Origin of the sequence: Pigmentiphaga sp. H8, assembly GCF_003854895.1 — a bacterium.
Classification (GTDB): domain Bacteria; phylum Pseudomonadota; class Gammaproteobacteria; order Burkholderiales; family Burkholderiaceae_B; genus Pigmentiphaga.
This window is the reverse complement of sequence record NZ_CP033966.1, coordinates 4,875,195-4,888,882: the sequence shown is the minus strand read 5'-3', so window position 1 is coordinate 4,888,882 and position 13,688 is coordinate 4,875,195. Positions and strand designations below refer to the sequence as shown.

Here is a 13,688-nt window from a genome sequence, read left to right as displayed (position 1 = left end):
GCGGCGTTTCTCCGCTTTTCCATCAGGATGGCTCTATGAATCCAAACAATTCGTCTCTTTCCCTGGCTGCCGGACGCGGGCGCGTTCTGGCCGTGGCCGCCGCGTTGTCCGCGCTGGCGCTTCTGGCCGGATGCGCGACGGGCAGCAACTCGGCGTCGGTCTATGACCGCAACCAGGCGCAGCGCGAGCAGGTAGTGCGCATGGGGACGGTGGAGTCGGTGCGGCGCGTCACGATCGACCGCGGCCAGACCGGCGTGGGCACGGCCGGCGGCGCCATCGTCGGCGGCGTGGCCGGCAGCAGCATAGGCGGGGGCCGTGGCCAGATCATCACGTCGGTACTGGGCGCGATCGCCGGCGGCATCGCCGGGCAGGCCGTGGAAGGCGGCATGTCCAAGCGCGAGGGGCTGGAGATTACCGTCCGCTTCCAGAATGGAGAAATGCGCTCCATCGTGCAGGAAGCCGACGAGATGTTCTATGTCGGGGATCGCGTGCGTGTGCTGAGCGGCACCGGCGCCACCCGCGTCACGCACCTGTAAGGCGGGCAGGGCGGGCGCTGCCTGCCCTGCGTCCGCCGGGCGTCACAACCCGAAGATGGGCAGGCCGATGCGCGACAGCACCATCAGCGCGATCTGCGTCAGCAAGAACAGGACCAGCGGCGACAAGTCCAGGCTTCCCAACGAAGGCAGCACGCGCCGGATCGGATCGAGCAGCGGCGCCGTCAGCGCCTGAAGGACCGGCATCGCCGGCGCGCCGGGATTGACCCACGACAGGATCACCATCAGCAGCGTGACCCACATCACCAGGTTGATGGACCACTTCAGCATCAGCATCAACGCGATCCACAGCCCCTCGGGCAGCATGGAAAGCGGATTGCCGCCCGCCACCAGCATGATGGCCGTGAGATAGACCAGTGCCGTCAACCAGGCCGCCACCAGGCTGGCCCAATCCACGCCACCCCGCCCCCCCAGCACCCGCCGCAGCGGAATCACCACCCAGTCGGTAACCTGGAACACGGTGCGCGAAACCGGGTTGTACGGCGGCATCCGCACGAACTGCAGCCACAGCCGCAGCAGCAGCACGGCCCCGTAAAGGGTGAAAACGACGTTGAGCAGAAAACGGGCGATATCGCCAACCATGAGGACTCCGGGTACCGTACTGCTATTCAGCAGGCTGTAAGCAAAAGATTATAGCTCCCCCCTACGCCCTTCGGGCGCCCCCCAGGGGGCGAAACCGGCGGACTGGCAAAGCCAGATCCGCGGTTTCCTGGGTCTAGGGAAACTATCTTGGATAGAAGCACGGTTGCTACCGCTGGCAGCCAGCGAAGCACCGGCGCCACAACTCAAGACAGCGGTACTAGACCCAGGATGCGGTGGATCCGGCTCCGCCGGTCCACCCGCATCGCCCCCTGGGGGGCGCCCGAAGGGCGTAGGGGGGCCACAAAAAACCCCGCCAAAGCTTGCACCTTGGCGGGGTTTGAACCAGAGCGCAAGGCGCTCCGATTAGGGCTTACGGGCGGCTGCCCGTAGGGAAGGGCCAAGCAGCGGCAGGGTTGAGCGCCGTTTTCGCGCCCGGCGCAGCCGCGGTCGAGGGCGCAGGGGCAGGCTTTTTGGCAGCAGGCTTCTTGGGAGCCGCCTTCTTGGCCGCAGGCTTCTTCGCCGCAGGCTTCTTGGCAGCGGCAGCCTTCTTGGCCGGGGCCTTCTTCGCAGCAGGCTTCTTGGCGGCAGCTTTCTTGGCCGGGGCCTTCTTGGCTGCAACCTTCTTCACTGCGGCTTTCTTGGCCGGGGCCTTCTTGGCCGCAACCTTCTTCACTGCGGCTTTCTTGGCCGGAGCCTTTTTGGCCGGAGCCTTCTTGGCTGCAACCTTCTTCACTGCGGCTTTCTTGGCCGGGGCCTTCTTGGCCGCAACCTTCTTCACCGCGGCTTTCTTGGCCGGAGCCTTCTTCGCCGCAACCTTCTTCACTGCCGCCTTCTTGGCCGGGGCTTTCTTAGCCGGGGCTTTCTTGGCTACCGCTTTCTTCGCGGCCTTTTTGGCTGTCGCCATGGTCTGCTCCTTTACGAGACGTTCAGGGACCCAGAACACGAACCCGCTCGGACCATCCTCACGGGCTATTCATCGGCGCAAGCCCTGCTGGTGAACGAAACCTCAACAGCGGAATCAGTTTGCGCTAATGAATGCTTTACACAGCCATTCGACATACCCCGCACCCGGTGCGACCCATGTCGAATGACTTGGCAGACGGTTTCCCGCCTGCCGGATGACACCCCCGTTTGCCCGGCCGCCTATGCTTTGTCTTCGACAAAGCAACATGCGCAGGGGCCGGATGGTGCGCTGGGCGAGGGGGCCTGCCCCAACCGCCGCGTCTGAACTCATCCGGGCCCTGCCGGGCGCCCGAGGGCGCCTGATCCTGTCTACGTGCGGTCTAGTCCCAGCTCAGCGCCCCGCCGGTCTGATACTCGATCACACGCGTTTCAAAGAAATTGCGTTCTTTCTTCAAGTCGATCATTTCCGCCATCCACGGGAAGGGGTTCTCTTCCTGCGGGAACAGCGGCTCGATGCCGATCTGCTGGCAGCGGCGGTTGGCGATGAAGCGCAGATACGACTTGAACATCGGCGCATTCAGGCCCAGCACGCCACGCGGCATGGTGTCTTCGGCGTAAGCGTATTCGAGTTCGACCGCCTTGCGGAAGAGGCCGCGGATTTCCTCGCGGAATTCCGGCGTCCACAGATGCGGGTTCTCGAGCTTGATCGTGTTGATGAGGTCGATGCCGAAATTGCAGTGCATGGACTCGTCCCGCAGGATGTACATGTACTGCTCGGCCGCGCCGGTCATCTTGTTCTGCCGGCCCAGTGCCAGGATCTGGGTGAAGCCGACGTAGAAGAACAGGCCTTCCATCAGGCATGCGAAGACGATCAGCGACTTCAGCAGGGTCTGGTCGGCCTCCGGCGTGCCCGTCTTGAAGTTCGGGTCGGCGATGGCGTCGATGAAGGGGATCAGGAACTCGTCCTTGGCGCGGATGGACGGAACTTCATTGTAGGCATTGAAGATTTCCGACTCGTCCAGATCCAGGCTTTCGACGATGTACTGGTAGGCATGGGTGTGGATCGCTTCCTCGAAGGCCTGGCGCAGCAGGAACTGCCGGCACTCCGGGGCGGTGATGTGGCGATACGTGCCCAGCACGATGTTGTTCGCGGCGAGCGAGTCGGCCGTGACGAAGAACCCCAGGTTGCGCTTGATGATGCGGCGCTCGTCCTCGGTCAGGCCTTCGGGGTTCTTCCACAGCGCGATGTCGCGCGACATGTTGATTTCCTGCGGCATCCAGTGGTTGGCGCAGGTGGCCAGGTATTTTTCCCAAGCCCACTTGTACTTGAACGGGACCAGCTGGTTGACGTCCGTCTGGCCGTTGATGATGCGCTTGTCCGCGATGTTGACGCGGCTCGTGGAGGCGCCGCCGGACGCGGCAGCGTCCGAGGCCAGCGCGACCTCGTCGAACGCGCCGGCGCGTTCGCGCGGCGCGGCGGTGCCCGCCGGCTGCATGGCCGGCGTGGCGGAGGGGGTGGATACTTCTTCGTCCCAAGACAACATAGATCGACTCCGGTGTTCAGCGGGGGTTATTGGCAGGCTTCGCATTCTTCGAAGCCAGGGTCACCCGGCTTCATGGTGCATACCGCCCCGACGATTTCCGGTTCCGGAAGGTTGGTGCCCGACGCGGACATTCCCGCATTGGACGATGCCGTGGGCACGGCGTTCAATTCGCCGCCGCGTCCGGTCGATTTTTCAGCGCTGGTCGCACCCAGGGTGCGCAGGTAGTAGGTGGTCTTCAGGCCGCGCTGCCAGGCCAGCTTGTAGGTCTCGTCCAGCTTCTTGCCCGACGCGCCCGCCATATAGATATTGAGCGATTGCGACTGGTCGATCCACTTCTGGCGACGCGCCGCGCATTCCACGAGCCAGCGGGGCTCTACCTCGAAGGCCGTCGCATACAGCTTGCGCAGCTCGGGAGGCACCCGGTCGATCTTGGCGAGACTGCCATCGAAGTACTTCAGATCCGCGATCATCACCTCGTCCCACAGCCCGAGCTTCTTGAGATCACGCACCAAGTAATCGTTGACGATCGTGAATTCGCCGGAGAGATTCGATTTGACGTACAAGTTCTGATAAGTCGGTTCAATGCACGCAGATACGCCAATGATATTGGAAATCGTCGCCGTCGGGGCAATAGCGATGCAGTTGGAATTGCGCATGCCGTGCAGTTTGATGCGCTCGCGCAACGCATTCCAGTCCATCGACGCGCTTTCATCGATGTCGACGTAGCCGCCGCGCTCTTCGCGCAGCAGCTTGATGGAGTCCTGCGGAAGAATGCCGCGGTCCCACAGCGAGCCTTCGAACGACGAGTAGCGGCCGCGTTCTTCGGCCAGTTCGGTCGACGCGAGGTAGGCGTAGTAGCACACCGCTTCCATCGAGCGGTCGGCGAATTCGATGGCGGCATCCGAGGCGTAGGGCACGCGCATGATGTGCAGCGCGTCCTGGAAGCCCATGATGCCCATGCCGACCGGGCGATGGCGCAGATTGGAGTTGCGGGCCTTGTCGACGGCGTAATAGTTGATGTCGATCACGTTGTCGAGCATGCGCATGGCGACGTGGACCGTGCTGCGCAGCTTGTCGTGGTCGAGCTCGACCGTGCCGTCGGCGTTGGTCTTCAGGTGCGCGACGAGGTTGACCGAGCCCAGATTGCAGACCGCGATCTCGGACTCGTTGGTGTTCAGCGTGATCTCGGTGCAAAGGTTGGAGCTGTGGACGACGCCGACGTGCTGCTGGGGCGAGCGGATGTTGCAAGGATCCTTGAACGTGATCCACGGATGGCCGGTCTCGAACAGCATCGACAGCATCTTGCGCCACAGCGACATGGCGGGGATCTTCTTGAACAGCTTCAGTTCGCCGCTGGCGACCTTGGCTTCATAGCCCAGGTAGGCCTGCTCGAATTCCTTGCCGACCTTGTCGTGCAGGTCGGGGCAGTCGGACGGCGAGAACAGCGTCCATTCGGCGTTGTCCATGACGCGCTTCATGAACAGGTCGGGGATCCAGTTGGCCGTGTTCATGTCGTGGGTGCGGCGGCGCTCGTCGCCGGTGTTCTTGCGCAGTTCGAGGAACTCCTCGATGTCCAGGTGCCACGTTTCGAGGTACGTGCACACGGCGCCCTTGCGCTTGCCGCCCTGGTTGACCGCCACGGCGGTGTCGTTGACCACTTTCAGGAAGGGGACGACGCCCTGGCTTTCACCGTTGGTGCCCTTGATGTGGCTGCGCAGCGCGCGCACGGGCGTCCAGTCGTTGCCCAGGCCGCCGGCGTACTTGGCCAGCAGCGCGTTTTCCTTGATGGCGTCGTAGATGCTTTCCAGGCTGTCGGCCACCGTGGTCAGGTAGCACGACGACAGCTGCGAGTGCAGCGTGCCGGCGTTGAACAGGGTCGGCGTCGAGCTCATGAAGTCGAACGACGACAGGATGTTGTAGAACTCGATGGCGCGGGCTTCGCGGTCGGTTTCTTCCAGGGCCAGGCCCATCGCGACGCGCATGAAGAAGGCCTGCGGCAGTTCGATGCGGGTGCCCTTGATGTGCAGGAAGTAGCGGTCGTACAGGGTCTGCAGGCCCAGGTAGGTGAACTGCAGGTCGCGCGTATCCTTCAGCGCCGCGCCCAGGCGCGCGAGGTCGAAGGTGGCCAGCTTGGCGTCAAGCAGGCCGCCCTCGATGCCGCGAGCGATGAACTGCGGGAAATATTCGGCGTAACGCGTGGCCATGGCAGCCTGTTCGACCTCCTCGCCCAGCACTTCCTTGCGGATGGTGTGCAGCAAGAGACGTGCCGTGACGGTGCTGTAGGCCGGATCCTTTTCCAGCTGCGAGCGCGCGGCCAGGATGGCGGACTTGAAGATCTCGTCGGTGGAGACGCCGTCGTACAGGTTCTTGACGGTTTCCTTGAAGATGCCCTCGGCCGAGGCGAATTCTTCCAGGCCCGAGCACGCGGCCTGGATGATGGCCTGCAGGTGCTGGGGGTCGAGGGGGATGCGCAGGCCGTTCTCGGTGACGTGCACGACGGCCTGGTCGGACGAGGTGTGCATCAGCGCGCGCTGCTGGGCGCGCTTTTCACGGTACAGCACGTAGGCGCGCGCGACGTCATGCTCGCCGGAGCGCATCAGCGCCAGTTCGACCTGGTCCTGGATGTCTTCGATATGGACGGTGCCGCCGCTGGGCTGGCGGCGGATCAGCGCGTGGACGACCTGTTTGGTCAGGCCTTCGACGAGCTCGCGCACACGCGCGGAAGCAGCGCCCTGGCCGCCGTTGACGGCCAGGAAGGCCTTGGTCAGCGCGATGGAAATCTTGCCGGGTTCGAATCCGACCACGGCGCCGTTGCGCCGGATGACCTTATGGTCGGAATACGCGGTCTGGTCGGCTTCGGTCTGTGCGGGCTTGGAAGCTAGCGGCGCAGCGGTCGATTGGGCCGAGGGAGTCGAGAGTTGCATAAGGCCTCCTGGATGCATGAAGGCGCGGGGGGCCGCGCCGGTACTCGGTGTTCTGGGATTTGCAGCGAAATATTCTGGATTACAAGGGCGTCAGGCCGCGCCGGAGCGCGGCTTGGGGCCTAACGACGAAACGCGGAGCGGCATGCGCCGCCGCACGTCCGGGCTGGTATGGATAAGCCATGTTTTCCCCCTCCCTTGCAGCGCGGGCACTACATCTAGTGGTGTGTGACCGGCAAGGCACTAATTCTAGGGGGGTGCTGATTGTACGGCAAGTGTCAAAATGTTGCTGACGGAGAGAATCCGGCGCTCGCATAGGCAATTCGGGCTCTATTTATTAGACAGCTAGCAACCATGCGTGTTTCACGCGGAAAGGTGCACAAAGCAGGCGTGAAATGCGGCATTTGCAGCGCGTGAAACAGAGCGGGCGTGGCCTGAGCCTGAACGGGCCGGGGTTGGCGAGGGCGAGATTCTACAGGAGGGGGAGGGCGGTCCAGCCGGTTTCGCGGCCGTAGCGGGCCCAGTCGAAGGCGGGGCCGGGGTCGGTCTTGCGGCCGGGCGCGATGTGTTCGTGGCCGCGGACGGCTTGCAGGGGGTGGCGGGCGCGCAGGGCGGGGGTCAGCCAGGCCAGGGCGCGGTACTGGGCGTCGGTGAAGGGCAGGGTGTCGCAGCCTTCGAGTTCGATGCCGATGGAGAAGTCGTTGCAGCGCTCGCGGCCGGCGTAGCACGAGACGCCGGCGTGCCAGGCCCGCCGGTCGGTGCTGGCGAACTGGACGATGGCGCCGCCGCGGTCGATCAGGAAGTGGGCCGAGACCTTCAGGCCGCGCAGGCAGTCGAACCAGGGATGGGCGTCGCAGTCGAGGGTATTGGTGAACAGGGCCTCGACGTAGGGGCCGCCGAATTCGCCCGGCGGCAGGCTGATGTTGTGCAGGACCAGCAGCGAGACGTCCGTGCCGGCCGGCCGTTCGTCGGTGTTGGGGGAGGGGACGCGGCGCACGGCGGGGTGGTCGATCCAGCCCCGGTCGTCCAGCCGGGCGGCGGTGTTCATTTGCCGGGGCCCTTCAGCGAATGGGCCAGGCTGCAATAGTTATAGCCCTTGCGCCGCACGGCTTCGGACGGCGGCAGGTGGATGCCGCAGTGGGCGCAGCGCACCATGCCGTCGGCCGGGAAGCGGCTGGCATCGGCGCGGCGCGATTCGCGGCGGTGGCCCTTGACGGCGCTGCGGGCGGCGATGCGGGCCACGAGCAGCGCGGCCACGATGACGAACACCCAGAAAAGTAGCTTGCCCATGGTGGTTGGGGGTCCTGGTTTCGGTTGCGCGGCTAGCGGTGCAGGATGAATTCGAGCACGAACCGGGTGCCGGTGTAGGCCAGCAGCAGGAAGGCGAAGCCGACCAGCGTCCAGCGCAGCGCGATGCGGCCGCGCCAGCCCCAGACCTGGCGGCCCAGCAGCAGCAGGCCGAAGGTCAGCCACGAGAGCAGCGTGAAGACGGTCTTGTGGTCCAGCGGCAGGGCGGTGCCGGACAGCGACTCGGAAATGACGATGCCGCTGATGACGGCCAGGGTCAGCAGCACGAAGCCGATCCAGATCAGCCGGAACAGCAGGCGCTCGAGCACCAGCAGGGGCGGCACGGCGTCGAACAGGCGGGCGTAGACCCGGGCCGAATGCCGGGGCTGGGGCGGATTGCTGGCCGAGATATCGTGCAGGCGCCGGTCGGCCGAGGCCATCAGCAGCGCGTGCAGGGCGGCGATGGTGATCATGCTGTAGGCGGCCAGCGCGATGGCCAGGTGCACGCGCAGCCAGCCGCTGTCGGCGTGGGCGATGACGCGGCCCTCGGGAAAGATCACGGGCAGCACGGTGCCGATCACGCTCAGCGGCATCAGCCAGAGCCGCAGGCCGCCGATCGCGACCCACAGGCTTTCGGCCCAGAAGACGACCAGGCCCAGCCACAGCGCGGCCGAGATGCCCAGGGCGAAGCCCAGTTTCAGGTTGCCGTCCCCCAGCATGGCCTGCTGGACCGCGAGGCCGTGCACGATCAGCACCAGCGCCAGCCCCAGGCGCTCGGCGGAGCCGGTCCGGGGTTCAGGGTGCGACGAGACGGCTCGCCACGCGAGTACCGTCAACAAGGCGTAACCGGCCGCGGCCAGTGCGTGCAATACAATTCCCATATCCATGGAAGTGTAAGCGAATCCCATTCATGCTCGATAACCTTACCGCTCGCCTGTCGCGCGTCGTCAAGACCCTGAAAGGGGAAGCGCGCCTGACCGAGGCGAATACGCAGGAAATGCTGCGCGAAGTCCGTCTGGCGCTGCTGGAAGCCGACGTGTCCCTGCCGGTCGTGCGCGAGTTCGTCGCGCGGGTCAAGGAAAAGGCGCTGGGCGAGGACGTCACGGGCAGCCTGACGCCGGGCCAGGCCCTGGTCGGGGTGGTCCACAAGGAGTTGACCGCCCTCATGGGCGGCGACCTCGGGCCCCACGCCAGCGAGCTGTCGCTGGCCCAGCAGCCGCCGGCCGTGATCCTGATGGCGGGCCTGCAAGGGTCGGGCAAGACCACCACCACGGGCAAGCTGGCCCGCTGGCTGGCCGAGGGCGGCCATGTCCAGGCCGGCCGCAAGACGGGCAAGAAGAAGGTGCTGGTGGTCAGCGCCGACGTCTACCGTCCCGCCGCCATCGAGCAGTTGAAGACCGTGGCGGCGCAGGCCGGCGTCGATTTCCTGCCCTCGTCCACCGACCAGGCGCCCGAGGCCATCGCCCGCAACGCGCTCGACCATGCCCGCAAGCACCACTACGACGTGCTGATCGTCGATACGGCCGGCCGCCTGGGCATCGACGAGGCGCTGATGAACGAGATCCGCGCGCTGCACGCCCTGCTCGACCCGATCGAGACCCTGTTCGTGGTCGACGCGATGCTGGGCCAGGACGCGGTCAACGTCGCCAAGGCCTTCAACGACGCCCTGCCGCTGACCGGCGTGGTCCTGACCAAGCTGGACGGCGATGCGCGCGGCGGCGCGGCGCTGTCGGTGCGCCACGTGACCGGCAAGCCGCTCAAGTTCGTCGGCGTGTCCGAGAAGCTGTCCGGCCTCGAGCCCTTCCATCCCGAGCGCATGGCGCAGCGGGTGCTGGGCATGGGCGACATCCTGTCGCTGGTGGAAGAAGCCCAGCGCGCGATCGACGTCGACGAGGCGCAGAAGCTCGCCGCCAAGCTCAAGTCGGGCGACAAGTTCGACCTGAACGATTTCCGCGCCCAGATCGCGCAGATGAAGAACCTGGGCGACATGGGCTCGCTGCTGGAGAAGCTGCCGGCGCAGTTCTCGCAGGCAGCCTCGCAAATCGACAGCAAGCAGGCCGGCAAGCAGATCCGCCGCATGGAGGGCATCCTGAACTCCATGACCGAGCTCGAGCGTGCCAAGCCCGAACTGATCAAGGCCTCGCGCAAGCGCCGCATCGCCACCGGCGCCGGCGTGCAGGTGCAGGAGGTCAACCGCATGCTGTCGCAGTTCGAGCAGATGCAGTCCATGATGAAGCAGATGAAGAAGGGCGGCATGGCCAAGATGATGCGCGCCATGGGCGGCATGAAGGCGCTGCGCGGCATGAAGGGCTTGCCTGGACTCAAGTAAAGCCCCGACAATCGCGGTTCCGTGGCCCCGTCTCCAGGAACGATGAGCGTAGCACCGCAGCCAGGCCGTCTAGTGTGGGATGCCGCAACCGGGGCCGGGCGCCTGTCGGTCGAAGGCGACTGGACGCTGGCGGGCTTCGAGGCCCTGCGCCGCGAGGTGGCCCGGTTCGATGCGGGCGCCCAGGTGCGCGCGCTGGACCTCGGCCGGCTGGGCGCCCTGGACACCGCGGGGGCCTCGCTGCTGGTCGACCTGCTGGGCGCCGAGCGCCTGCCCGGGCTCCTGGCCACCGGGCCCCAGGTGGACGCCTCGCGCCGCGCGCTGCTCGACACCATCATCCGCGCCCAGGGCGCGGTCCAGCAATGCAAGCCGCCCGAGCCGCCTTCTCCGGTGGCCGAACTGCTGTGCCATGTGGGCGAGGCCGCCGAGCAGTTCTGGAAGCACGCCGTGGGCCTGTGCGGGTTCATCGGCCTGACACTCGAAGGCCTGGGCCGTTCGCTGTTGCGTCCGCGCTCGTGGCGGATCACGGCCACCGTCGCCCAGATCGAGCAGATCGGGCTGAACGCGGTCCCCATCGTCGCCCTGCTGACCTTCCTGGTCGGCGCCGTCGTGGCCTTCCTGGGCGCCACGGTGCTGCGCGACTTCGGCGCCACGCTCTACACCATCAACCTGGTCGGCTTCGCCTTCCTGCGCGAATTCGCCGTGCTGCTGACCGCCATCCTGATGGCGGGCCGGACCGCCAGCGCCTTCACCGCGCAGATCGGCTCGATGAAGGCCAACGAGGAAATCGACGCCATCCGCGCGCTGGGCCTGGACCCCATCAACATGCTGGTGTTGCCGCGCGTGCTGGCCATGCTGGTGTCGCTGCCGCTCCTGACCTTCATGTCCATGCTGACCGGCATCGCGGGCGGCATGGTGGTGTGCGCCTGGAGCCTGGACATCCCGCCGTCGCTATTCCTGTCCACCCTGCGCGAGAGCCTGGATGTGCGGCATTTCTACGTGGGCATCGTCAAGGCGCCCATCCTGGCCTTCATCATCGCCGTGATCGGCTGCCTGGAAGGCTTCAAGGTCAGCGGCAGCGCCCAGTCCGTGGGCGAGCACACCACCTCCAGCGTCGTGCAGGCGATCTTCATGGTGATCCTGATCGACGCGCTGGCGGCGTTGTTCTTCATGGAGATGGGATGGTGACGGCCGACGAACCCATCGTGCGCGTGCGCGGGCTGGTCAACCGCTTCGGATCCCAGACCGTGCACGAGGGGCTGGACCTGGACATCCGCCGGGGCGAGATCCTGGGCGTGGTGGGCGGGTCGGGCTCGGGCAAGTCGGTGCTGCTGCGTTCCATCGTGGGGCTGCGGCGGCCGACCGCCGGCCGCGTGCAGGTGTTCGGCCAGGTGCTGGACGAGCTGTCCCCCGAGATGCGCTCGCGCCAGGAGCGCCGGATGGGCGTGCTGTTCCAGCGCGGCGCGCTGTTCTCCTCGCTGTCGGTGACCGAGAACGCCGCGCTGCCGCTGATCGAGCACGCGGGCCTGGCCCGGCCCGAGGCCGAGCGGCTGGCGCGGCTCAAGCTGGCGCTGGCGGGGCTGCCGGTCGAGGCTGGCGCCAAGTCCCCGGCCTCGCTGTCGGGCGGCATGGTCAAGCGGGCGGCGCTGGCGCGCGCCCTGGCCCTGGATCCCGACCTGCTGTTCCTGGACGAACCCACGGCGGGACTGGATCCGATCGGCGCGGCCGCCTTCGACGACCTGATCCGCACCTTGCGCGATGCGCTGGGGCTGACCGTGTTCCTGGTCACGCACGATCTGGACACGCTCTACGCCATCTGCGACCGGGTGGCGGTGCTGTCGCAGCGCAAGGTGCTGGTGGTGGACCGGCTGGAGGTGGTGGAGCGGGTCGACGATCCGTGGATACAGGAGTATTTCCAGGGGCCGCGCGGACGCGCGGCCTCGCGGGCGGCCGAACGGTCGCGCAAGGAGGAGTAGATGGAAACCCGGGCGCATCATGTCGTGATCGGCCTGTTCCTCGTCATCGCGGTGACGGGGGCGCTGCTGTTCGCGCTGTGGCTGGCCAAGAGCCATTCGGACGCCAGCGTGGCGCAGTTCGACATCGTGTTCAATGAAGCGGTCAACGGGCTGTCCGAGGGCAGCGCCGTCATGTACAGCGGCATCAAGGTGGGCGACGTGGCGCGGCTGCGGCTCGATCCCGTGGATCCGCGCAAGGTGGTGGCGCGGATCCGGATTGCCAGCGACGTGCCGGTCAAGGAGGACACGGTGGCGCGCCTGCGCCTGACCGGCGTGACGGGCACCTCGGTGATCCAGCTCGGCAGCGGCACGCCGGAAAGCCCGCGCCTCCTGCCCAAGGGCGACGAGGTGCCGGTCATCGTGGCCCTGCCGTCGCCGATCACCCAGCTGCTGGCGGGCGGCGAGGACCTGATGCTGAACATCAACGAAATGGTCGCCAGCGCGCGCCAGATCATGTCGCCCCAGAATGCCCGGCAGATCAGCCGCATCCTGGAGCACCTGGAGGAAAGCACGGCCGAGCTGGCCGCGCAGCGGGAAGGGTTCGCGAAGCTGAGCGGGCAACTGGGCGAGATCGGCCGGCAGACGTCCGAGGCGCTGGCCAAGGCCAATTCGCTGATGACGCACACCGACGAACTGGTGGGCTCGCACGGCAAGGAGACCATGCAAAGCGCCCAGCAGGCCATGACCTCGCTGGCGCGCGCCAGCGACAGCATCGACCGGCTGGTGCAGGAAAATCGCGGCGCGCTGGGCAGCGGCGCGCAAAGCCTGAGCGAACTGGGCGGCGCGCTGCGCGAGATGCAGGCGACGATGGCATCGCTGCGGGCCATCACCCGCCGCCTCGAGGACAATCCGGCCGATTACCTGCTGGGCCGCGAACAACCCAAGGAGTTCACCCCATGAGACGCGCGGGCGCAATCATCCGTTGGGCGGGCATGTCGCTGGCGGTGCTGGCTTCGGCGTGCACGCTGCTGCCGGAACAGAAGACGGTCGACATCTACCGGCTGCCGGCCGCGCAGGCGGCGGCTTCCCCGGGGGGGCAGGCCCAGGCCTGGTCGCTGCGCCTACGCAGCCCCCATGCCAACGCCATTCTGGACAGCGCGCGCATCGCCGTCATCGTCCAGGGCGACCAGATCAGCACCTATGGCGGGGCGCGCTGGACCGACGCGCCGCCGACATTGGTGCGCACCCGCCTGGCCCAGGCCTTCCGGCTGGACGGCCGCGTCGCCTCGATCTCGACCACGGACAGCAACGTGCGCGCGGACCTGGAACTGGACAGCGACCTGCGGGCCTTCCAGAGCGAATACCGCGGCACGGTGCCCCATGCGGTCGTCGGCCTGGATGCGCGCCTGATCTCGACCTCGACGCGGCGCGTGGTGGCCTCGCGTAGCTTCGAGGTCGCGCAGCCGGCCGGCGGCACCGAGGTGCCCGCCGTCGTGGCGGCCTTCGGCCTGGCCACCGACGCGCTGGCCGCGCAGGTGGTCCAGTGGGCGGTGGAGCAGGGCGCTGCCGCTCACCCCAGCAGGCCGGAGTAGTCGCCGCCCGTACCGGGATTGTGG

The 13,688-nt window shown here is 66.7% G+C and carries 13 protein-coding genes; 6 read left to right on the top strand and 7 right to left on the bottom strand.

Features of this window, described 5'->3' with window-relative positions; all coding sequences use genetic code 11:
- The first annotated feature begins 35 nt into the window (after nt 1-35).
- Nucleotides 36-536, top strand: coding sequence for a glycine zipper 2TM domain-containing protein (locus tag EGT29_RS22990; protein WP_124691164.1), 501 nt, complete (start codon nt 36-38; stop codon nt 534-536).
- Between the two features lie 42 nt (nt 537-578).
- Here EGT29_RS22990 and EGT29_RS22985 read toward each other — a convergent pair whose 3' ends face one another.
- The 7 genes from EGT29_RS22985 to EGT29_RS22955 form a co-directional block, all read right to left on the bottom strand.
- Complete coding sequence (locus EGT29_RS22985) at nt 579-1,136, bottom strand: YggT family protein (RefSeq protein ID WP_124691163.1); 558 nt, start codon at nt 1,134-1,136, stop codon at nt 579-581.
- Nucleotides 1,137-1,506: 370 nt separating this feature from the next.
- Nucleotides 1,507-2,040 carry a histone H1-like DNA-binding protein gene (locus EGT29_RS22980; RefSeq protein ID WP_124691162.1) on the bottom strand — a complete coding sequence of 178 codons (534 nt, stop codon included), beginning with the start codon at nt 2,038-2,040 and terminating at the stop codon, nt 1,507-1,509.
- A 379-nt stretch (nt 2,041-2,419) separates the two neighbouring features.
- The gene (locus EGT29_RS22975) at nt 2,420-3,583 is read right to left on the bottom strand and encodes a ribonucleotide-diphosphate reductase subunit beta (RefSeq protein WP_124691161.1); all 1,164 of its coding nucleotides are present in this window, start codon (nt 3,581-3,583) and stop codon (nt 2,420-2,422) included.
- Nucleotides 3,584-3,609: 26 nt separating this feature from the next.
- Nucleotides 3,610-6,507, bottom strand: coding sequence for a ribonucleoside-diphosphate reductase subunit alpha (locus EGT29_RS22970; protein ID WP_124691160.1), 2,898 nt, complete (start codon nt 6,505-6,507; stop codon nt 3,610-3,612).
- 469 nt (nt 6,508-6,976) lie between these two features.
- Nucleotides 6,977-7,552, bottom strand: a complete 576-nt coding sequence (gene ampD, locus EGT29_RS22965; protein WP_124691159.1) for a 1,6-anhydro-N-acetylmuramyl-L-alanine amidase AmpD — start codon at nt 7,550-7,552, stop codon at nt 6,977-6,979.
- Nucleotides 7,549-7,794: a PP0621 family protein gene (locus EGT29_RS22960; RefSeq protein ID WP_124691158.1), complete on the bottom strand. Its 246-nt coding sequence runs from the start codon at nt 7,792-7,794 to the stop codon at nt 7,549-7,551. Before EGT29_RS22960 ends, ampD begins: the two co-directional genes overlap by 4 nt.
- A 32-nt stretch (nt 7,795-7,826) precedes the next feature.
- On the bottom strand, nt 7,827-8,678 hold the full coding sequence (locus EGT29_RS22955; protein WP_124691157.1) for an inner membrane protein YpjD: 852 nt from the start codon (nt 8,676-8,678) through the stop codon (nt 7,827-7,829).
- A 23-nt stretch (nt 8,679-8,701) separates the two neighbouring features.
- Between EGT29_RS22955 and ffh the strand changes: the two genes are divergently transcribed.
- The 5 genes from ffh to EGT29_RS22930 are packed head-to-tail and all read left to right on the top strand — an operon-like array spanning nt 8,702 to nt 13,664.
- Nucleotides 8,702-10,120, top strand: a complete 1,419-nt coding sequence (gene ffh, locus EGT29_RS22950) for a signal recognition particle protein (RefSeq protein ID WP_124691156.1) — start codon at nt 8,702-8,704, stop codon at nt 10,118-10,120.
- Between the two features lie 42 nt (nt 10,121-10,162).
- Nucleotides 10,163-11,305 carry an ABC transporter permease gene (locus EGT29_RS22945; protein WP_124691155.1) on the top strand — a complete coding sequence of 381 codons (1,143 nt, stop codon included), beginning with the start codon at nt 10,163-10,165 and terminating at the stop codon, nt 11,303-11,305.
- Nucleotides 11,299-12,093 (top strand): ABC transporter ATP-binding protein, encoded by a 795-nt coding sequence (locus EGT29_RS22940; protein ID WP_202865560.1) that lies wholly within the window; start codon nt 11,299-11,301, stop codon nt 12,091-12,093. Before EGT29_RS22945 ends, EGT29_RS22940 begins: the two co-directional genes overlap by 7 nt.
- Entirely contained in the window at nt 12,094-13,032 is a 939-nt protein-coding gene (locus tag EGT29_RS22935) for an MlaD family protein (protein ID WP_124691154.1), read from the top strand.
- A complete protein-coding gene (locus EGT29_RS22930; protein ID WP_124691153.1) occupies nt 13,029-13,664 on the top strand; it encodes an ABC-type transport auxiliary lipoprotein family protein in 636 nt (211 codons plus the stop codon). The genes EGT29_RS22935 and EGT29_RS22930 overlap by 4 nt, the downstream gene beginning before the upstream one ends.
- Nucleotides 13,665-13,688: the final 24 nt, after the last annotated feature.